This is a genomic window from Caulobacter soli, from assembly GCF_011045195.1.
Classification (GTDB): Bacteria; Pseudomonadota; Alphaproteobacteria; order Caulobacterales; family Caulobacteraceae; genus Caulobacter; species Caulobacter soli.
Genome location: NZ_CP049199.1, coordinates 3,457,803 through 3,477,671 on the forward strand (window position 1 = coordinate 3,457,803; position 19,869 = coordinate 3,477,671).

The window sequence follows — 19,869 nt, forward strand, 5'->3', positions numbered from 1 at the left end:
CATGACCACTGTCATCCCGCTGTCGCCTCACCGTCGGAAACCCGACACGGAACTGTCGGCGCGCTGTCGTCGACCGCTGTTACCGCAGATCCCCAAGTCGACGCCGCTCCCCTTGAGCGTCGGCGTGGGGATAAAACCATGAAAAGACATCTGATGCTGGGCGGGGCCTTCTGCGCCTTGCTGTTGGCCGCGCCGCACCTGGCCCTGGCCGCCGAACCCGTCGCCGCCGCCGACGCGCCCGCCGCCGCGCCGGGCGACGCCAACGAAGTCGACGCCGTCGTCGTGCTGGGCCAAGGCCAAAGCCGTCAGGTCCAGACGATCAGCGCCACCCAAGTCGAAGTCCTGACGCCGGGCTCCAGCCCGCTGAAGGCCGTCGAGATGCTTCCGGGCGTCAGCTTCCAGTCGGCCGACGCCTTCGGCTCGTACGAATGGTCCACGCGCATCGCCATCCGCGGCTTCGACCAGAGCCGCCTGGGCTTCACCCTGGACGGCGTGCCGCTGGGCGACATGAGCTACGGCAACTACAACGGCCTGCACATCAGCCGCGCCATCGCCAGCGAAGACATCGGCAAGGTCGAACTGGCCCAAGGCGCCGGCTCGCTGTCGACCGCCTCGACCTCGAACCTGGGCGGCACGCTGCAGTTCTTCTCGCGCGCCCCCACCGAAGACATGCATCTGCAGGTCGACGCCACCGCCGGCTCGGATGAGATGCACCGTGTGTTCGGTCGCTTCGACAGCGGCGCCATCGCCCAGCTGGGCGGCCTGCGCGGCTACATCTCGATCGCCGACCAGAAGTCCGACAAGTGGAAGGGCGGCGGCGAGCAGAAGCAGAAGCAGTACGACGGCAAGCTCGTCCTGCCGCTGGGCGAAGACGGCTCGCTGACCGCGTTCTGGAACCACTCCGAGCGCCGCGAGCAGGACTACCAGGACATGTCGTTCGACATGATCAAGCGCCTGGGCCGCAGCTGGGACAACTTCCAACCCAACTGGCAAGCCGCCATCGGCGTGGGCCAGATCCTGAACAATCCGGCCAACTACGCCGGCGCCAACGCCCCGCTCAACGCCTCGGGCTATTGGTCGGGCAAGGGCACGAACCCGTACCTGGCCTACGGCGTCGCCAACCCCGACGACGCCTACTACGCCGGCGCCGGCATCCGCGACGACGACCTCTACGCCCTCACGCTGAAGGAAAAGCTGGGGGAGCGGGTTCGGTTCGACGTGACCGCCTACGGTCACCAGAACCAGGGCCAGGGCCTGTGGTACACGCCCTACACCGCCAGCCCCGGCTACGGCACGGCCGGTTCGAACGCCGCCCCGCTGTCGATCCGCACCACCGAATACGACATCGACCGCAACGGCGTGATCGGCAATGTCTATGTCGACCTGGGCGCCCACGCGATCAGCGGCGGCTTCTGGTACGAGGACAACGACTTCCACCAGGCTCGCCGCTTCTACGCCGAGACCCTCAGCGCCCCGTCGCGCAACCCGCTGGACTTCCAGTCCAACCCGTTCCTGACGTCGTGGGACTACAAGTTCAACACCAAGACCACGACCGGCTACCTGCAGGACGTCTGGACCGTCACCGACGCCCTGAAGGTCAACTTCGGCTTCAAGGCCCTGAAGGTCGAGAACGAAGTGTCGACCGTCGCCGGCAACAAGATGGCCGGCAAGATCGAGAGCAAGGACAACTTCCTGCCGCAAGTCGGCGTGGTCTATGACCTGCACAACGGCCTGGAGTTCTTCGGCGGCTACACCGAGAACATGGCCGCCTTCGTCTCGGCCGCCACCTCGGGTCCGTTCGCCTCGCAGAACCAGACCGTCGTCAACTTCGTCAGCGACAACCTGAAGCCGGAAACCTCCAAGACCTTCGAAGGCGGCGCGCGTTTCCACAACGACCGCTTCCAGGGCGTGGTGGCCTTGTATGACGTCAAGTTCGACAACCGTCTCGACAGCGCCAGCACGGCTCCGCCGATCCTGGGCCTGCCGGCGGTTCTGTCGAACGTCGGTTCGGTCACCACCAAGGGCATCGAGCTGGCCGGCGAATACCGCCTGAGCGACGCCTGGTCGCTGTACGGCTCCTACGCCTACAACGACTCCAAGTACGACGACGACGTGCTGAACGCCGACGGCAGCGTGGCCATGAAGACCAAGGACAAGGACGTGGTCTTCACGCCCAAGACCCTGGCCAAGGCCGAGCTGAAGTTCGACAAGAACGGCTGGTTCGCCAATCTGGGCGTCGATGTGGTCAGCTCGCGCTGGTACACGTTCGAGAACAACGGCGGCAAGGTCGAGGGCTACACCCTGGCCAACCTGTCGGTCGGCTACCGCTTCGTCGACGCGCCGCAGGACTCCCTGCTGCACGGCCTCGAAGTGCAGGCCAACTTCACCAACATCACCGACCAGGACTACATCTCGACGGTCGGTTCGGGCGGCGCCAGCAAGGCCGATCCGGGCGGCAACGCCATGACCCTGCTGCCGGGCGCGCCCAGCCAGTCCTACATCACGATCCGCAAGACCTTCTAAGTCTGGCGATCGACGACAAGGCGAAGGGCCGGAGGGAAACCTCCGGCCCTTTTTCGTACCTCAAAGTCATTCCGCGTTCTTGCGTCTGAACCTATCTGTTGGGGTACTGCCTCAACCAGCGCTTGCCGGCTTGGAGGAGCTCAACATCTGTGGCGTTGTTTTCGCTTAAGCCCTCCAAGACTTTTTCCAAAGCAGCAGCCTTAACTCCCCCAGCAGGAGTTTCATTTTCGACAAGCGTCTCGCGATTTAAGATGGCCCGCACGATTGCCAAGGCGACATTCCGCGCGATGCCTCCGTACGCGCCGGCCGTGGAGGCTTGCGCATCCAGCATTGTCGCAATCTGCTCGACCAGCTTGGCGCCCTCGGCGCCTGAGGCATGGTGATGTCGCACTAATTTAGTAGCCTGAAGCGCCGCAATGGCGCGGTCGAATTCGTCATTCAGATTGGTCAAGGCACAGCCTCCACTTTCGTCAAACGAGAGTGTATGACCATTTCTGTCGCCATGGCAGCATTTCCGCTCTCAACCACCTCCACGGACCAAAAAGAAAGCCCGGCCAAAAAGACCGGGCTTTAAAGTCATTAGGGAGGAAACGCCCAGGAAGGGCAGAGGCGCTCGGCGCCTCACGGGCGAGCTGGTACCGCTAACAGATCAAAACCGCAAGCGATTCCGTCAGGGCGCGGCGAGCTGACGCATCCGCCGCTCGCCGCCCTCCCCCTTTAGGCCTGCTCCTCCTCGTACCGGACCGGAGCGGCCTCGACCGCCAGGCCCAGCTTCTCGGACATCAGCAGGGTGAGCAGGGCCTGCATCACCCCGCCCGAGGCGCCGTCGCCGCCCGCGCCGCTGATCTGCACCTTGGGCACCACGTCGACGCCGCTGGTTTCCAGGGCCTCGGCGAAGCGCTCGGCGACCTGGCGTGCCAGCTGGTAGCGGGCGCCGCCCGAGGCCTCGACCTGGCTGGCGATGGCCTCGGCGGTGGCCAGGCCCACCTTGGTCACCCGTTCGGCCTCGGCCCGGGCCAGGGCCACGACCTTGCCGGCCTCGCCCTCGCCGAGCAGGCGGGTGGCGTCGGCCTCGGCCTTGGCCAGGGTCCGGCGCTGCTGGGCCTCCTGTTCCGAACGCGCCAGGTTGGCCTTACCGGCGTTCTGCTGCACCTGGATCGACAGCTGGCTCTCGGTGATCGCCGTCTGCTGCTTGGCCAAGGCCTCGGCCTCGCGCAGCTCGCGCTCCTTCTGGGCGGCGAACTTCTGCCGCTCATAGGTGCCGACCTGCTCGTCGGCGATCTGCCGCTGGCGCAGCTGGGTCAGGATCTTCTCGATCTGGTCGTCGCCGCTGGCCGACGGACGCGGCGTGCCGATCAGCACCTCCTGCAGCTCGAGGTTATAGAGGCCGAACTTGGCCTTCATCTCCTCGCTCGACTGGCCCTGGATCGCGCTGCGGTCCTGCAGCAGCTCGATCAGGGTGCGGGTCTGGCCGATGTTCTTGAAGTAGGCGCTGACCATCGGGTCCAGGGTCTGCTCGACCAGCTTCTTGATGTCGCCGAACCGTTGGATGACCAGCGGCGCCTTGCGGTAGTCGATGTGCACCACGACCGAGACCGGCAGGGTCGGCTCGAACGCGTCGCGGGTGATCAGCGACACCTCGGCCAGGTTCTCGTCGAACTTGTGCGAGCCCACGGCCATCGTCTCCCACTTCAGGATGAAATTGGTGGTCGGCACCATGGTCACGCGGCCGGCATAGGTGTTGAAGGCGTACTTGCCCGGCAGCAGCGGATCGCGCCACACGCCGCGCTCGCCATTGGCCACCAGCTCCCCGTGACGATAGCCCTCGCCCGAGGTGTCGGCCCCCAGCGCGCCGGTATAGGACACCACCACGCCCACCTGGCCGACCTCGACCACGGTCTTGTTGATCCGCTCGACGGTCGCGAACAGCCGGTTGATGTAGTAGGTGCCTTCGACCAGCACCTGCAGCTGGCGCCCCTTGCGGCCGCCGGCGGCCAGGAACTTGCCAGCCTCCTGGAAGCTGTTGTGGAACGTCGCCGGATCGTCCGGGTCGCCGCCCACCAGCGGCGCGATCAGCTCGCCCGAGGCCAGGCCTGGGCCATCGTGCACGGTGATCACCCCGATCTGGTCGTCGGCGTCCTTGATCACGACCGGCTCGAAACCGCCGCGCTCCTCGATGATCTCCGACATCTGGGCCAGCAGGGCCGCCTCGTCGCGGTCCAGGCTGAGCGCGAAGGTCCGGTCCTTGGTCACCACCACGAACTGGGCCAGGTTGATGGCGTAGGCGCCCTCGCGCAGGATCTTGCGCTGCGGGCCCTTCTGGCCGCCCGCCTCGAGGAAGGCGCGGGCGTTCTGGAAGTCGACGCCTTCCGGGTGCGTCGCCAGCGCCTGGTCGGCCTGCAGCGGCGCGCCGTCACGGGCGAAGACATAGCCGATCCGCCCCTGCGGGATCGTCACCAGGGTCTGGACGTGCAGCCGGTACTGGAACGGGAAGAAGAAGTGCAGACCGCCGCGCAGGACGTCAGGCTGGAAGCCGGCCTCCTCCTTCAGCGCGATCAGGCCGCCGGCGATCGAGCCGCGCCGGCTCCACAGCTTCTCGACCACCGCCACGCGGGTGTTGCCGATGTAGCGGACCATGCCCGAGAGCGCGACGAACGCCGCTGCGACGAGCACGACGAAAAGCGCCGAACCGACCAGCGGTCCCAACGCCAAGACGTTAGACATTTAGGTAGCCCCATATGGCCGCCTGGGAAGCGATCATCGCTCCATGAAACAGCGGCCACGCTTGAAGTATGCATGCCGCGGCGCTGCGCAATCATGAGGCGATCACATCGGATCACGGCCTCGGGATAAGGGTTACGGGGCGTTCATGCGGCATGGATCCTCCCCCTGTGGGGGAGGTGTCGGCGCAGCCGACGGAGGGGGGAGTGCTCGGAAGATGGTCGGCTCCACGATCGACGGTCCGACAACTCCCCCCACCGATCGCTTCGCGATCGCCTCCCCCACGAGGGGAGGGTCGAAACTTCCCTGCTGACAACAGCCGCGCTTCCCCATAGCGTCCCGCGCCATGATCAGACCCTCGCTCCTGGCCATCACGGCCTGCCTCGCCCTCTCCTCGCCGGTTCTGGCGGAAAAGCTGACCCCGGAGCGGATCTTCGCCGACCCCGCCCTGAACGGCCCCACGGCCAAGGGCGTGGCCCTGTCGCCGGACGGCAAGCGCGTCACCTATCTGAAGGGCAAGGCCGAGGCGGCCAACGTCCAGGACCTGTGGGCGGCCGACGTCAAGGGCGGCGAGCCCTATCGCCTGATCGACTCAGCGGCCCTGTCGTCGGGAACCAAGGAACTGTCGGAGGCCGAGAAGGCCCGCCGCGAGCGCACCCGCACCTCGGCGCGCGGCATCGTCGAATACAGCTGGGACGAGGAAGGCCGCTTCATCCTCGTGCCGCTGGACGGCGACCTCTATCTGGACAGCATCGCCGATGGCAAGGTCACCCGCCTGACGCAGACCCCGGGCGACGAGGTCGACGCCAAGGTCTCGCCCAAGGGCGGCTTCGTCTCCTATGTCCGCGACCAGAACCTCTACATCAAGGCGCTGGCAGGCGGGGCCGAGAAGGCCCTGACCACGCAGGGCAAGGACGCCCTGTCGTTCGGCACGTCCGAGTTCGTGGCCCAGGAGGAAATGGACCGCTTCACCGGCTACTGGTGGAATCCGAACGAGACCAGCATCGCCTATACCCGCGTCGACGAAAGCACGGTCGACGTCATCCCGCGCGCCGACATCGGTCCGGGCGGCGCCAAGGTGGTCGAGCAGCGCTATCCCCGCGCCGGCCGCCCCAACGCCGTGGTCGACCTGTTCGTCCAGGACCTGGCCACCGGCAAGACCGTCCAGATCGACCTGGGTCCCAACAAGGACATCTATGTCGCCCGCGTCGACTGGTCGGCCGACGGCAAGACCCTGTACGTCCAGCGCCAGACCCGCGACCAGAAGACGGTCGAGCTGATCGCCTATGACCCGGCCACCGGCTCTAATCAAATTGTTGGGGGCAAGACGATCGTCACCGACACCGACGCCCACTGGATCGAGCTTTCCGACGACTTCAAGCCACTCAAGGACGGCACGTTCCTGTGGTCGTCCGAGAAGTCCGGCTACAAGCACCTCTATCACTACGCCGCCAGCGGCAAGCTGATCGCCCAGATCACCCAGGGCGACTGGCCGGTGAACGCCCTGGAAGGCGTCGACGAGGCCCGCAAGACCGCGATCTTCACCGCCTCGATCGACACGCCGCTGGAGCGCCGCGTCTACGAGGTCTCCTACGCCAAGCCGGGCAAGCCCAAGGCCCTGACCCCGGCCGGCGGCTGGTGGACCGCCAAGGTCGCCGAGACCGGCGGCGCCTTCACCGCCGGCTACAGCGATCCCAAGACCCCGCCCCAGACCGCGCTCTATGACGCCACGGGCAAGCGCGTGCGCTGGATCGAGGAGAACAAGCTCGACGCCAGCCATCCCTACTGGCCCTACGCCGCCAACCTGCCCGTGCCGGAGTACGGCAGGCTGAAGGCCGCCGACGGCGAGGTCTTGCACTACGAGATCCTCAAGCCGATCGGCTTCGATCCGGCCAAGAAATATCCGGCCATCGTCTCGGTCTATGGCGGCCCGCACGCCCAGACCGTCAGCCGCTCGTGGCAGAAGGTCGGCGAGCGTCCGTATCTCGAGGACGGCTATGTCATCTTCAAGCTGGACAACCGCGGCAGCTCCAACCGCTCGGCCAAGTTCAAGCGGGCGCTGGACCGCCGCATGGGCACGGTCGAGGTCGAGGATCAACTGCTGGGCGCCAAGTTCCTGGGAGGCCTGCCCTATGTCGATCCCGACAAGCTGGGCGTGATGGGCTGGTCCTACGGCGGGTTCATGACCCTGATGCTGATGACCGCTCCCGACACCCCGTTCAAGGCCGGCGCGGCCGGCGCTCCGCCCACCGAATGGGGTCTCTACGACACCCACTACACCGAGCAGTTCATGGGCAAGCCGGACGAGAACAAGGACGGCTACGCCAATTCCGACGTGCTCAATCGCCTGAAGAACCTCAAGCCGAACAGCCTGCTGCTGCTGCACGGCATGGCCGACGACAACGTCATCTTCGAGAACAGCACCCGCCTGATCGCGGCGATGGAGACCCGCGCCATCCCGTTCGAGATGATGCTCTATCCGGGCGAACGCCACAGCGCCCCCGGCAGCAAGACCAAGGGCCTGCATGTGCTGAAGACGCACCTGCAGTTCTTCGATCGGCAGCTGAAGGGGCAGTAGGCTCGCGGACATCCATCCCTCCCCCTCGTGGGGAGGGATGGGCGTTTATGGGGATGGAGCGGCCTGGATCCCCGCCAGCGCCACCGAGAATCCCAACCTCTTCAACGCCCTGAAGAAAAATCAGCGTCACAAGCCCTCGGCGCTCAAACCCGTCGCACAATGATCCTGTCTCCGTCGCGGAGGAGGGCGCTTGGTACCGACCCGAAGCGGCGATGGAGATGGAACCGAGCGGGGACGCGCAGGCCTTGCGCGAGGCCGGTGTGGGTCTGTTCGCGGATAGATCCGGGACCCACCGAAACCTCGCCGGGATCTGCGCGGGTCGACGGGGCCGGGAAGCAAAACCGGCCTGTTCCAGGATCTGTCGGAGTCGCTGACGGCCCCTTCCGGGCGACTTTGATCCTGCCCGCCCGAGGGGGAATGTCGACCGGGATGAAACAGGCCCTCAGTCGCCGTCCCTCGGTAAAAACGGTTTCGCGGAGCGGTTGGTCCACGCCGAAACGCAAACTCTAAACCCACGGTCTCCGGGCTTGGCCCGGCCGCTCCGCGCCTCCTCATCCCACTCACAGCCAGATTGGCGTGGGATCACACCCCCTTGCCCCCACCTGGCGGCTTCGCCGCCTGTCCGCCCCCGTAGGGGGCGGAGGACGCGCCTCTTCCCCCTACGGGGGAAGACGACCGCGAAGCGGTCCGTAGGGGGCAAGTGTTCACCGCACGACACCCCGCATTTGACTTCCGTAGCGAAAGAAGACGAACCTTCGCATACGAAACAACCGAAAGCCTCCGCGTGACGTCCTACACCGACCTGCTCGCCGCCATCGCCGCCACCGACACCGGCTTCACCGCCCACGTCACCGACGACTGGCGCCAGGGCCGCACCACCTATGGCGGGCTGTCGGCGACCCTGTGCGTCGAGGCCGCGCGGCGGACCTTCCCGGAAGCCCCGCCCCTGCGTTCGGCCCAGTTCGCCTTCGTCGGGCCGGCGGCCGGCGACCTGTCGATCCAGGTGAAGGCGCTGCGCCAGGGCAAGTCGACCCTGTTCGTCGCCGTCGACCTGTTGGGCGAACAGGGCGTGGCCACGCACGGGGTGCTGACCTTCGGCGCGGCGCGGGAATCGGTAGTGGCCTATGGCGAGGTCCCCTGCCCCGTCGTGGCTCCGCCCGAGGCCTGCGAATGGTTCTTCCCCGGCGGGCGCGGCGGTCCCAACTTCACCAGCCAGTTCGAGGTGCGCATGGCCGGCGGCGCGCGACCTCTGTCCGGCGGGGCGCCGGAGTACCTACTGTGGATCCGCCATCGCGACCCGGCCGCCCGTTCGCTGTCGGCCCTGATCGCCCTGGCCGACACGCCGCCGCCGCCCGCCATGACCCTGTTCCCCAGCTTCGGACCGATCTCGACCATGACCTGGTCTCTCGACATCGTGGGCTTGCCGGACCCGCACGACGACGGCTGGCGCCTGCTGCGCAGCCGCGCGGAGACCATCGGCGACGGCTATTCGACCCAGGAAATGGCCGTCTGGGACGGCGCCGGAGCGCCGTTGATCGTTGCGCGACAGAACGTGGCGGTGTTCATCTGAGGGTCTGGGAGAATCCCCACAGGTCCGTTTTCCCGGCGAAGGCCGGGACCCAGATTCATCCTGGGCGGCGCGTGGGTTTCACCTGGGCCCCGGCCTTCGCCGGGGAGACGGGAATAGATCAACGGCCACGACATTCGGGGGAACACGCGTGATCCGGAAAACCTTGCTGATCGGTGGTGCGGCGGCCGCACTGCTCGCGACCACGGCGAACGCCCAAGCCGTTAAAACCTCGGCGGTGACCGCCACCGAAGCCTCCCTGGCGGCGATCAAGGCCAGGAACGACCAGCTCCATGCCGTCATCGCTCTGAACCCGCACGCGCTGGCCGACGCCCGGGCGCTGGACGCCGAGCGCAAGGCCGGCAAGGTTCGCGGACCGCTGCACGGCGTGCCGATCCTGCTGAAGGACAATATCGAGAGCGCCGACGACACGGCCACCACCGCCGGCTCCCTGGCCCTGAAGGACAATGTCACCGGCCGCGACGCCCCGCTGGTCAGGCGGCTGACCGACGCCGGCATGGTGATCCTGGGCAAGACCAACCTGTCGGAATGGGCCAACATCCGCTCCGGCCACTCGATCAGCGGCTGGAGCGCCGTGGGCGGCACGGTGCGCAACCCCTATGTGCTGGACCGCAGCGCCTGCGGCTCGTCCAGCGGTTCGGGCGCGGCGGTGGCGGCGGACCTGGCGCCGGCGGCGATCGGCACCGAGACCGACGGCTCGATCACCTGCCCCGCCGCGATCAACGGCCTGGTCGGCCTCAAGCCCACCGTCGGCCTGGTGTCGCGCACCCACATCGTGCCGATCAGCCACAGCCAGGACACCGCCGGCCCGATGACCCGCACGGTCACCGACGCGGCCCTGGTGCTGACCGCCATCGCCGGTTCCGACCCCGCCGACCCGGCGACCAAGGAGGCCGACGCCCGCAAGACCGACTACGCCAAGGGCTTGTCGAAGGACGCTCTGAAGGGCGTCACCCTGGCCGTCGCCCGCTTCTACACCGGCTATTCGCCCGGCACGGATGCGGTGTTCGAACAGGCGCTGAAGGACCTCAAGGCCCAGGGCGCGACCCTGGTCGAGGTCAAGGACTTCAACGAGGAGCCCATCGGCAAGGCCGAGGGCGTGGTGCTCTATACCGAGCTGAAGGTCGACCTGAACGCCTATCTGGCCTCGACCGACCCGAAAAAGGTCAAGACCCGCACCCTGGAAGACCTGATCGCCTTCAACAAGGCGACCCCGAAGGAGATGGAATGGTTCGGCCAGGAGAGCTTCGAGAAGGCCCAGGCCACCAAGGGCTATGACGATCCCGAGTACATCAAGGCCGCCGCCGACGCCAAGCGTCTGGCCGGTCCCGAGGGAATCGACAAGATCCTCAAGGACACCGGCGCGATCGCCATCGTCGCCCCGACCACCGGCCCGGCCTGGACCATCGACCCGCTGAACGGCGACCACTACGGCGGCTCGTCCACCACCCTACCCGCCGTGGCCGGCTACCCGCACCTGACCGTGCCCATGGGCGACGTCGGCGGCCTGCCCGTGGGCCTCAGCTTCATCGGCCCGGCCTGGAGCGAGGCGCGGCTGCTGAACCTGGGCTACGCCTACGAACAGGCGACGCATCGTCGGATCGAGCCGAAGTTCCTGCCGACGGTGGCGCCGGAGAAATAGGTCCTCCCCCCGTGGGGGTGTCGGCGAAGCCGACGGAGGGGGAGTGATCGGCAAGCGACGGCGCCCCGGATCGACGATCCTGAAACGCCCCCACCGATAGCTTCGCGATCGCCTCCCCCACAGGGGGAGGGGCTCAAACCTTCGGGCGGATCACATCGATCGGCGGAGGCGGCGGCGTCACTCGCGACGGATCCACCGGAACCGGCGGCGGACCGCCCGACGGCGGGTAGTACGGATAACGCGGCCCGCAGGCGCTCAACGCCAGCAACAAGCCGCCCAGGAGCAAGGCCGTCCTCAGCATCCCGAGCGCTCGTCGGGACGCCGGCCGGCGGGCAGGCTGCCATTGGCGCCCAGCCCCAGGCCCTGGCGGAAGCAGCGGTTGTCGCCGCGCGGATCCCAATACTGGGTCGAACCGTCCGGGGCGCGGAACGCCCAGCGCTCGCCGGTCTGGCCGGTGCGGCCGCTGACCTTCATGTCGCCGGGCCCGTCGGAATTGACGCGATAGGCGTCGCCCGACAGCTTGTCGACGGCGCAGGACTCGGTGACGCCGGGCCGGCTGAGATCGCCGCGCAGGGCGGCCGACGAGCCGGTGTCGCGGTTGAAGGCGCTGACCTCGGTCTGACCCTTGCCGCCGACGAACACCTGGGTGCCGGTGGCCCGGTCATAGGTCATGACGTCGGGGGCCTCGCCGGTCAGCGGCGCGCCGCACGGCAGCGGGCGGCGCGAGGCCGACGACGGACCATCGCCGCGATAGCCGTCCTGGGCCCAGGCGCCCGAAGCGGCGGTGGAGGCGATCACAACGGCCATCAGGCCGACGGCGAACTTGCTCATCGCGAGGTTCCCCCTTGCTGAGAACGGGCCGGAACATAGGGCTGGGGCGAACCGGGGCCGACCGGCCCGCCGGCGGCGGCCGAGGCGTCCCGCGGATCGGGCGGACCGCCGGCCAGGGCGGGCGCGGCGACATCGGCGGTGGCGATCGAGGCCGGCCAGTAACCGTCGAAGTCCTGCCGGGCCCGGTCGCGCGGCGTGCGGAACAGTTCGGGTCCCTCGAACCATGGCTGACAGGTCAGCTTGCCGTCGAAATAGCCGGTGATCAGGGCCTCGCAGCCGCCCGGCTTGGCGTAGACGCGGTTGTCGCGAGCCCGCACCTGGGCGCCGTTGTCGGCGAACAGCCCAGCGCGCATGACCCCGGCGATGGCGTTGTCCGAGGCGTAGACCGTGCCCGAACCGGCGTAGACGCCCACGTCGGTGGCTTCCAGCTTGCCTTCCATCACCCGCACGTCGGCGTTCTCGACCACCACGGCCCAGTCGCTGTCGCGGACCACCGGACGCAGCAAGGTCGTCTCGTCGCCGCCGCCCACATAGATCCCGCGCGAGAAGCCGTCGACATAGAGCCCCTCGATCTGCACCAGCTGCGAGCGGTTCATGCCGGCCAGCACGAAGCCGGCCGAGTTGCGGCTGCGGCTGGAGCCGGTCCAGTCGCCCAGGCGGACGACGCGCATGTCGCGGATGCGGCTGTCGTCGCCGGCCTCGAAGGCCGCGCCGATGGCGGTGGCGGCGACCTCGACATTGTCGACCATGACCGTGCCGGTCGACTTGACCACGGCCTGACGGGTGCGGCCGATGAAGGTGGTGTTGGCGACCTCCAGGCGGCTGTCGCTGAGGTCCAGGGCCGAGCCGTCGCCGTCGTAGCGGACGACCACGTCCTTCAGGGCCAGTTCGGTGGCGCGGCCGACGATGCACGAGGACGATCCTGCGCGCAGGGCGTCGATGCCCACGCCCTCGATCACCACATAGGCCACGCCGGGCGCGATCTTGATGCAGGGCTGATCGACGGGAACCGCCAGGATCGGCCGGCCGCGCGAGGGGACGTAGCCCTCGACCACGATGTTGACCGAGCGGGTGATGTTCAGCGAGTCGACGCAGGCTCCGCCATCGCGAGACCGCAGGGTCAGGGTGTCGCCCTCATAGAGCTGGTCCAGCACTTCGCTGACCTCGCCCGGATAGGACCGGTCGCAATCCACCCAGCTGCGATAGCGTCCGCCCTGGCCGTAGCCGTACCCGGTTCCGTAGCGCGGCCGGTGCTTGCGGTAGTGCTTGACCCGGCAACCGCTCGACAGGTTCGGCTCGAGCAGCAGGCCGAAACACGGCCGGATCTGCTGATCGATCTTGGCGTCGGGCGATCCCGCGACGGCGACCTGCGGCGCGACGCCAAGCGCCAGGCCGCCAGCCACCAGGGTCCAGGCCGCCAGGGCCGCGACGAGCGAGCGGAGGCGGATCATCGATAGTCCCCTTCGGCATAGGGCTGCGGCCGCGGTTCACCGGCGGCGCGCGGCGGCCGCGAAACCTGGGAGAGCAGCTGTTGCAGTCGCCAGACCGATGGCTTGAAGCCCGCCAGGGCTCCGTCCAGCTGGTAGACCACGGCCTTGGCCCGGTCCTGGTCGGCCACGCCCTGCAGGCCCAGCGAGAAGAAGGTCGACATGGCGTACTTGGCCTCGGCCGACCCCTGGCGCTCGGCCTCCTCGTACCAGTGATAGGCCCGGGCGTAGTCGCGCGGCACGCCCACGCCTTCGGAGTACATCACGGCCAGGACCAGCTGGGCCTTGGACGAGCCGTTGACGGCCGCGTACTGGACAGCGCGCACCTTCTCGACGCCCGTCAGGCGGCCGGTGATGGGGCGGCCGATCATGGCCTGGAAGGTCTGGGCGTCGTTGACGCTCAGCATCCGCTCGTCCAGCAGCGGCGACGGGATCACCCGCAGATAGGCCAGGGCCTCGCCGATGTGCACGAACGGCAGCTCGTTCAGCCGCGACAGGGCCGCTTCCTTGGCCTCGCCCGACGGATCGCTCTCGTCGGAATGCGGCACGCCGCTGTCCGGCGATTCCGGCGGATAGAACTCGTAGGGCGGGATCCAGCGCTTGGCCTTGGTCTCGACGAAGCCGCCATAGGACGCGCGCTGCGGCGACGAGCGCTCGAAGTCCTTGAGCATCACATAGGCCGACACGTCGCCGGTCTGCACGGCCAGGTAATTGTAGAGATAGGCGTCGACGTCGTTGCGGCGGAACAGGTCCAGCGCGGCCGGCGCGCCGGTGCGCTTGGGCGAGCCATAGGCCTCGATGGCCTGCAGGTTGTCGGACGGCTCGCCGAACGGCCCGAAGAAGCCGTCGTGCATCCGCGCCAGGGCCCGGTAGCCGTCGGCGCCCTGAGTGGAAAGGATGTAGATGACGCGGTTGCGAACCTTCTCGCGCTCCTCGGTCGACATCCGCGACAGCAGGCGGTCCAGCGCGCCATAGGCGGCGTGGCGCTCGAAGGCGCGGCAATCGTCGAATCGCGACAGCGGCCCGTTGTCCTTGCCGCCCCGGCGCTCATAGGCGGCGATCGGCGAATAGCCGCCGGAATTGGCCAGGGCCATGGCGTACCAGACGGCCGCCTCGACCGGGTCCTCGAGGTTCTTGTCGACCGCGCGCTGACCCTCGTAGCGACGGGCCAACTCCAGCTGGGCGAAGAAGTCGCCACGGAAGCCGCCCTGGCGAAGGGCGCGGATTTCCTGCTGCTGCTGATTGAACTGGCCCGAAACCCCCTGCGCGGCCTGAGGCCGGGGGCAGGCGCTGGCGCGCTTGTGGAACCAGAAGCTGGGACCGGTGTCGCAGCCGACCAGCGGGATCACCACCGCGGCGACCACCGCCCCGACCGGCAAACGACGGATCAGAGTCGCCCGGTTATCGACCAGATAGTCCAGCCCTGCCTTGAGGGCGGCGAGATGAGAAACAGCATCGCTGGCCTCGCGCATCGCTCCCCCTCAGCACGCCGTTAACCATGATTTACAAAAGCACTCATGTGCTTGGCCGTAGAGACTGTCAAGCTCATGGAACGCCGTTCGCAGGACCGTCACGAAGATGCCCACAGAAGGATTCCCGCCTCAGGCGAATCCCTAGGTTTTCAATCACGGCCCAGCTTTCGCCACAGGGCGCGCGCCAGCATTGCTCGCAACCTTGGGAGGATCAAAAAATGATGACGTCGCGTCTCCTGCGTATCCTCGGTTCGACGGCCCTTTCGCTGGTGATCGCCGGCTCGGCGAGCGGTCCGAGCCTGGCCCTCCCCCCACCCGGCGACGGGATCGCGACGCCGGAGGCCTGCGCAGCGCTCGGCTACGTCCAGCCCTCCGAGGAGAGCTACGACAGTATCGTCGTGACGTCATCCAAGCGAACGGGTCGGGAGCGCAAGCCGTCCTCGTCCTCAAGGCTCGCGCCGCCCATGCCAGGCCTTGTCGCGCCACCGCCTCCCGCTCCGCCGCCCCCGCCGCCCATGGCCTACAGCGCGGCGCCCGTGTTCGGCGCGCCGCCGCCGCTGCCCGTTCCAGCCGTGCCCTCCGTGCGCGACACCGAGAAATATCCCGGCGCGGCGGCCAATCCGGTCAAGCGCGTGGCCGATGAGCCGGTGTCGACCTTTTCGATCGACGTCGACACCGCCGCCTACGCCAATGTCCGACGCTTCCTGAACGAGGGTTCGCCCCCGCCGCGCGACGCCGTGCGGGTCGAGGAGCTGGTGAACTATTTCGACTACGGCTACGCCCGCCCCACGGCCAACGAGCCGCCGTTCAAACCGACCGTGGCCGTCGTGCCCTCCCCGTGGTCCAAGGATCGCCAGCTTCTGCATATCGGCGTCCAGGGCTACGCCGCGCCCCACGCCGACCAGCCGCCGCTGAACCTGGTCTTCCTGATCGACACCTCGGGCTCGATGTCGGGCGAGGATCGCCTCCCCCTGGCCCAAAAGGCCCTGAACGTGCTGATCGACCAACTTCGGCCGCAGGACCGGGTGTCGATCGTGGCCTATGCCGGCTCGGCCGGGGCGGTGCTGTCGCCCACGGACGGCCGCTCGAAACTGAAGATGCGCTGTGCGCTCAACGCATTGCATTCGGGCGGTTCGACCGCCGGCGGCCAGGGGCTGAAGCTGGCTTATGACCTGGCCAAGCAGAACCTGGATCGCAAGGCCGTCAATCGGGTGATCCTGATGACCGACGGCGACTTCAACGTCGGCATCGCCGACCCGGCGCGCCTGAAGGACTTCGTGGCCGACCAACGCAAGAGCGGCGTCTATCTGTCGGTCTACGGCTTCGGGCGCGGCAACTACAACGACACGATGATGCAGGCCCTGGCCCAGAACGGTAACGGCACGGCCGCCTATGTCGACAGCCTGCAGGAGGCCCGCAAGCTGCTGCGCGACGACTTCGAAAGCGCGCTCTTCCCCATCGCCGACGACGTGAAGATCCAGGTCGAGTTCAATCCGGCCAAGGTCAGCGAATACCGGCTGATCGGCTACGAGACCCGACTGCTCAATCGCGAGGACTTCAACAACGATCAGGTCGACGCCGGCGAGGTCGGGTCCGGCGCGGCGGTGACGGCGATCTACGAGATCACCCCGGTCAGCGCGACGCCCTCGTCCGATCCGCTGCGCTACGGCGCCAAAGCCGCGCCGGCAACGGGCGGCCTGGCCCAACAAGGAAGTGAGCTGGCCTTCCTGAAGATCCGCTACAAGCCGCCGGGCGGGTCGACGTCCAAGCTGATCGAACGCCCGATCGGCGCCGGCGACGTGCGGACCAGCCTGGCCGCCGCTCCGGAAGCGACCCGGTTCGCGGTCGCCGTGGCCGCCTACGGCCAGAAGCTGCGCGGCGATCCCTGGGTGAACGCCGACTTCGACTGGAGCGCGGTCACGGACCTGGCCCAGGGCGCGCGGGGCGAAGACCCTTACGGCCTGCGCGCCGAGTTCGTGCAGCTGACCCGGGCGGCCAAGGACGTGAAAGGGAGCTAGGTGATCAGTCCCAGGAACGCCAAACGGTCGCGCTGTTCGCGCGTACCGTCGGTGAAGTAGCGTTCCGACCAGGCGTCCGTGTCCTTCAGCGCGAACACCTGGTTGGCGGCCAGCTTCTCGTCCTTACGGGATCGGAACCAGTAGTGCTCGAACATCCGCATAAAGTCGGCCACGTAGACATCGGCCACGGCGGTGTCGCCTCGGAAGACCAGGATGTTGGAGTCGTTGGCCACCGTCGAATTGGTCGAGAAGTTGGCCGACCCGGTGACCAGCACCGGGTCCGGGCCGAACGGGTCGGCCAGGATGATCTTGGAGTGCACGTGGATGCCAGCGTGGTGGAAGCTCTCGTCGACCATCAGCCGGTCCCGGTCCAGCTTCTTCTTCTGAAAGTCGGCCAGCTTGGTGCCCTCATAGGGCTTGGCCACGGCGGCCATGTTGCCAACGTCGGCGTTGAGCTTGTCGATGTTGCCCTTCTCGCCGTACGAGCCCTCCTTGTCGGCCAGCATGAAGCGCATCGCGCCGTCCGTCGGGGCCCCCAGGACGTTGCGGATCCGCTCGTGCAGGGCGAACGGCGCACTGATCATCAGCACCTTGGCGGTCTTGCAGATGTCGGCATAGAGATCGATCATCCCCAGCCCGTTCTGTGGCGAGAACAGGGGGGTCGTCCCGTGCGCCACCGCATCGCGATTGGCCGGAACCGGCGTGATCACGTCGTTCTTGGCCTGGGTGTCGTCGATGCTCAGATCCTGGGTCAGCACCTGGAAGCCGGCCTCGTAGCGTTCGGCCACGGCCGGGTCGTAGACCGCGTGACCGACATTCAGCTGTCCGTAGATGCCGCCCTCGGTCCAGTTCGTGCCGCCCGTCCACACGGCGACCGGCTTCAACACGCCCGAAGCGTCCTTGCGCAGCAGCACCAGATACTTGTTGTGCATGATCGCGGAGCCCTTGGTGCGGGGCGTGGTGGCGAAGGTCACGCCCAGGCTGGCGATGGCGGCCCTGTTCTCGGCGGCCGTGTTGCCCCCCGTCCGGGCGTGATAGACGATGTGCACCTCGGCGCCGCGCCCCTGGGCCTGGATCAAGGCCTTGATCGGGGTCGGTTTCTCGAACTCGTAGATGCAGCCGTGCAGGGCGAAGTCGGGACCGTCGGCCTTGGCGATGAAGGCGACCAGTCCCTCCTCCAGTCCGCGCGACAGCCAGGTCAGGGCGTCGGGAATGTCGTCGGGATCGTTGTCGCCGAACTTCTTCACATAGGCCTGGCTGGCCGCGGCGCCGCGGTTGAAGAAGATCGAGGTGGCTTCGCTGCGGCAGTCCTCGGTGCGTAGCTCCAGGGCGACGCCGCCCGAGATCACGTCGAAGCCGCCCGGACGCTCGGCCAACACGCCCTGTGCGATGATGTCGGCCGGCGTTCCGTAACGCGCGACCACCCGATAGCGATAGAGCCGCCCAGGCTCGGTGGTGTAGTCACCCCAGCGGAACTTCTGCAGCGGCGCCCGCGCCGTGGTCACCTGATCGGCGTGCGGGTCGCTCATGAACCGCAGCGAGTTGGGCAGCCAGCGCCGGTCGCCGGTCTCGACGTCGGTGCGTTCGATCGAGAAGCCAAGACATCCCGGTCGGCGGGCGTCCGCCAGATCGAACGCCAGCAGGACGGCATGCGTGCCGGCGATGATCCTGACCGTCAGACCGTCCTTCGAAGCTCTCGCCCGCATCGCCCACCTCCGCCCATTTTGACGGGAGCATGAACGAGACGCACCTTAAAGGCGAGTCTCGTTCGGCGAACCTCGGCTAGCGTCCGGTGGGCATGTCCTTGAACGCCACGTCCTTGTCGACGCGGACGTCGCCGGGCAGGCCCAAGACCCGTTCGGCGATGATGTTCTTGAGGATCTCGTCCGTGCCCCCGGCGATCCGCAGGCCCGGCGCCCACATCAGGCTGTTCTGGAAAGCGGCCTCCATGGGGGACAGACCCGGATCGGTCAGGATGCCGTATTCGCCCTGGGCCTCGACGGCGGTGTTGGCCAGGTCCTGCAGCTGGTTGGCCGAGATGATCTTGCCGATCGAGCTTTCCGGACCCGGCGTCTGGCCGCGCGACAGCGCGGTCATGGTCCGGAAGCGCGTGAACTTCAGGCCCTGGGAATTGACGTACCAGTCGGCCAGCTTCTCGCGGAAGGCGGTGTCCTTTAGGGCCGGACCGTTGGCGCCTGACAGGCCTCGGGCCAGCTCCATCACCTGGCGATAGTCCGGCCCGGCCGAGCCGCCGACCGCCAGGCGCTCGTTCATCAGGGTGACCAGCGCCACCTTCCAGCCGTCGCCAATCCCGCCCAGCCGTTGACTGTCCTTGACGCGCAGGTCGGTGAAATAGACCTCGTTGAACTCACGCCCACCGGTCATCTGGTGGATCGGCCGGACCTCGACCGCCGGATCGCGCATGTCGATCCAGAACATGGTCAGGCCCTTGTGCTTGGGCGCGTCTACGTCTGTACGCACCAGGACGATGCCGTAGTCGCAGTAGTGGGCTCCGGTGGTCCAGACCTTCTGGCCGTTGATCACCCAGTCCTCACCGTCCTTCACGGCCCGGGTGCGCAGGGCCGCCACGTCGGAGCCTCCGGCCGGTTCGGAGAACAGCTGGCACCAGATCTCCTCGCCCTTCACGGCCGGCGAGACGAACCGCTGCTTGGTGGCGTCGTCGGCGAAGGCCATGACCGTGGGCACGCACATGCCCAGGCCGATGGTGAAATAGCCGTAGCCCACGCCGGCCTTGGTCTCTTCCTGGCCGAAGATCACCGACTGGATCGGCGTGCCGCCGCCCCCGCCGATGGCCGCGGGCCAAGTGATGCAGGCGTAGCCGGCGGCGGCCTTGCGGGCCTGCCAGGCCTTGCCGGCCGCCATGTGCTCGGGCGTGGTCGGCTTGGGCTCGCCATGCTCGGCCAGGTGCGCGGCCGCGTTCTCGGCCAACCAGGCGCGGGCCTTGTCGCGATAGGCGGCTTCCTCGGGGGAGTCGTTGAAATCCATGAT

General features: G+C 67.7%; 12 protein-coding genes. 5 read left to right on the plus strand and 7 right to left on the minus strand.

The window, feature by feature from the left end; genetic code table 11:
- Window positions 1-138 precede the first annotated feature (138 nt).
- Window positions 139-2,523, plus strand: coding sequence for a TonB-dependent receptor (locus G3M62_RS16210; RefSeq protein WP_165188742.1), 2,385 nt, complete (start codon window positions 139-141; stop codon window positions 2,521-2,523).
- 91 nt (window positions 2,524-2,614) lie between these two features.
- Here the strand turns inward: G3M62_RS16210 and G3M62_RS16215 are convergent, their stop codons facing one another.
- Both G3M62_RS16215 and G3M62_RS16220 read right to left on the minus strand, forming a co-directional pair.
- Entirely contained in the window at window positions 2,615-2,974 is a 360-nt protein-coding gene (locus G3M62_RS16215; protein WP_165188744.1) for a hypothetical protein, read from the minus strand.
- 266 nt (window positions 2,975-3,240) lie between these two features.
- Window positions 3,241-5,247 carry an SPFH domain-containing protein gene (locus G3M62_RS16220; protein ID WP_165188746.1) on the minus strand — a complete coding sequence of 669 codons (2,007 nt, stop codon included), beginning with the start codon at window positions 5,245-5,247 and terminating at the stop codon, window positions 3,241-3,243.
- Window positions 5,248-5,590: 343 nt separating this feature from the next.
- Here G3M62_RS16220 and G3M62_RS16225 point away from each other — a divergent pair, with 343 nt between their 5' ends.
- From G3M62_RS16225 to G3M62_RS16235, 3 genes are all read left to right on the plus strand, one after another.
- A complete protein-coding gene (locus tag G3M62_RS16225) occupies window positions 5,591-7,822 on the plus strand; it encodes a S9 family peptidase (protein WP_165188748.1) in 2,232 nt (743 codons plus the stop codon).
- Window positions 7,823-8,606: 784 nt separating this feature from the next.
- Window positions 8,607-9,392 carry a thioesterase family protein gene (locus tag G3M62_RS16230; RefSeq protein WP_165188750.1) on the plus strand — a complete coding sequence of 262 codons (786 nt, stop codon included), beginning with the start codon at window positions 8,607-8,609 and terminating at the stop codon, window positions 9,390-9,392.
- 148 nt (window positions 9,393-9,540) lie between these two features.
- Window positions 9,541-11,052 (plus strand): amidase, encoded by a 1,512-nt coding sequence (locus tag G3M62_RS16235; RefSeq protein WP_165188752.1) that lies wholly within the window; start codon window positions 9,541-9,543, stop codon window positions 11,050-11,052.
- A gap of 294 nt (window positions 11,053-11,346) precedes the next feature.
- Here the strand turns inward: G3M62_RS16235 and G3M62_RS16240 are convergent, their stop codons facing one another.
- Genes G3M62_RS16240 through G3M62_RS16250 form a run of 3 tightly spaced genes read right to left on the minus strand, consistent with a single transcriptional unit; the run spans window position 11,347 to window position 14,842 of the window.
- Window positions 11,347-11,883 (minus strand): hypothetical protein, encoded by a 537-nt coding sequence (locus G3M62_RS16240; RefSeq protein ID WP_165188754.1) that lies wholly within the window; start codon window positions 11,881-11,883, stop codon window positions 11,347-11,349.
- Window positions 11,880-13,334: a hypothetical protein gene (locus tag G3M62_RS16245; protein ID WP_165188756.1), complete on the minus strand. Its 1,455-nt coding sequence runs from the start codon at window positions 13,332-13,334 to the stop codon at window positions 11,880-11,882. Before G3M62_RS16245 ends, G3M62_RS16240 begins: the two co-directional genes overlap by 4 nt.
- The gene (locus tag G3M62_RS16250) at window positions 13,331-14,842 is read right to left on the minus strand and encodes a tetratricopeptide repeat protein (protein ID WP_165188758.1); all 1,512 of its coding nucleotides are present in this window, start codon (window positions 14,840-14,842) and stop codon (window positions 13,331-13,333) included. The genes G3M62_RS16245 and G3M62_RS16250 overlap by 4 nt, the downstream gene beginning before the upstream one ends.
- A 221-nt stretch (window positions 14,843-15,063) precedes the next feature.
- Between G3M62_RS16250 and G3M62_RS16255 the strand changes: the two genes are divergently transcribed.
- Window positions 15,064-16,860, plus strand: coding sequence for a vWA domain-containing protein (locus G3M62_RS16255; protein ID WP_165188760.1), 1,797 nt, complete (start codon window positions 15,064-15,066; stop codon window positions 16,858-16,860).
- Here G3M62_RS16255 and G3M62_RS16260 read toward each other — a convergent pair.
- Window positions 16,857-18,566 carry a phospholipase D-like domain-containing protein gene (locus G3M62_RS16260; RefSeq protein WP_165188763.1) on the minus strand — a complete coding sequence of 570 codons (1,710 nt, stop codon included), beginning with the start codon at window positions 18,564-18,566 and terminating at the stop codon, window positions 16,857-16,859. The two genes, G3M62_RS16255 and G3M62_RS16260, sit on opposite strands and share 4 nt — an antisense overlap.
- Window positions 18,567-18,642: 76 nt before the next feature.
- Window positions 18,643-19,866: an acyl-CoA dehydrogenase family protein gene (locus G3M62_RS16265; protein WP_165188766.1), complete on the minus strand. Its 1,224-nt coding sequence runs from the start codon at window positions 19,864-19,866 to the stop codon at window positions 18,643-18,645.
- Between the last annotated feature and the right edge of the window lie 3 nt (window positions 19,867-19,869).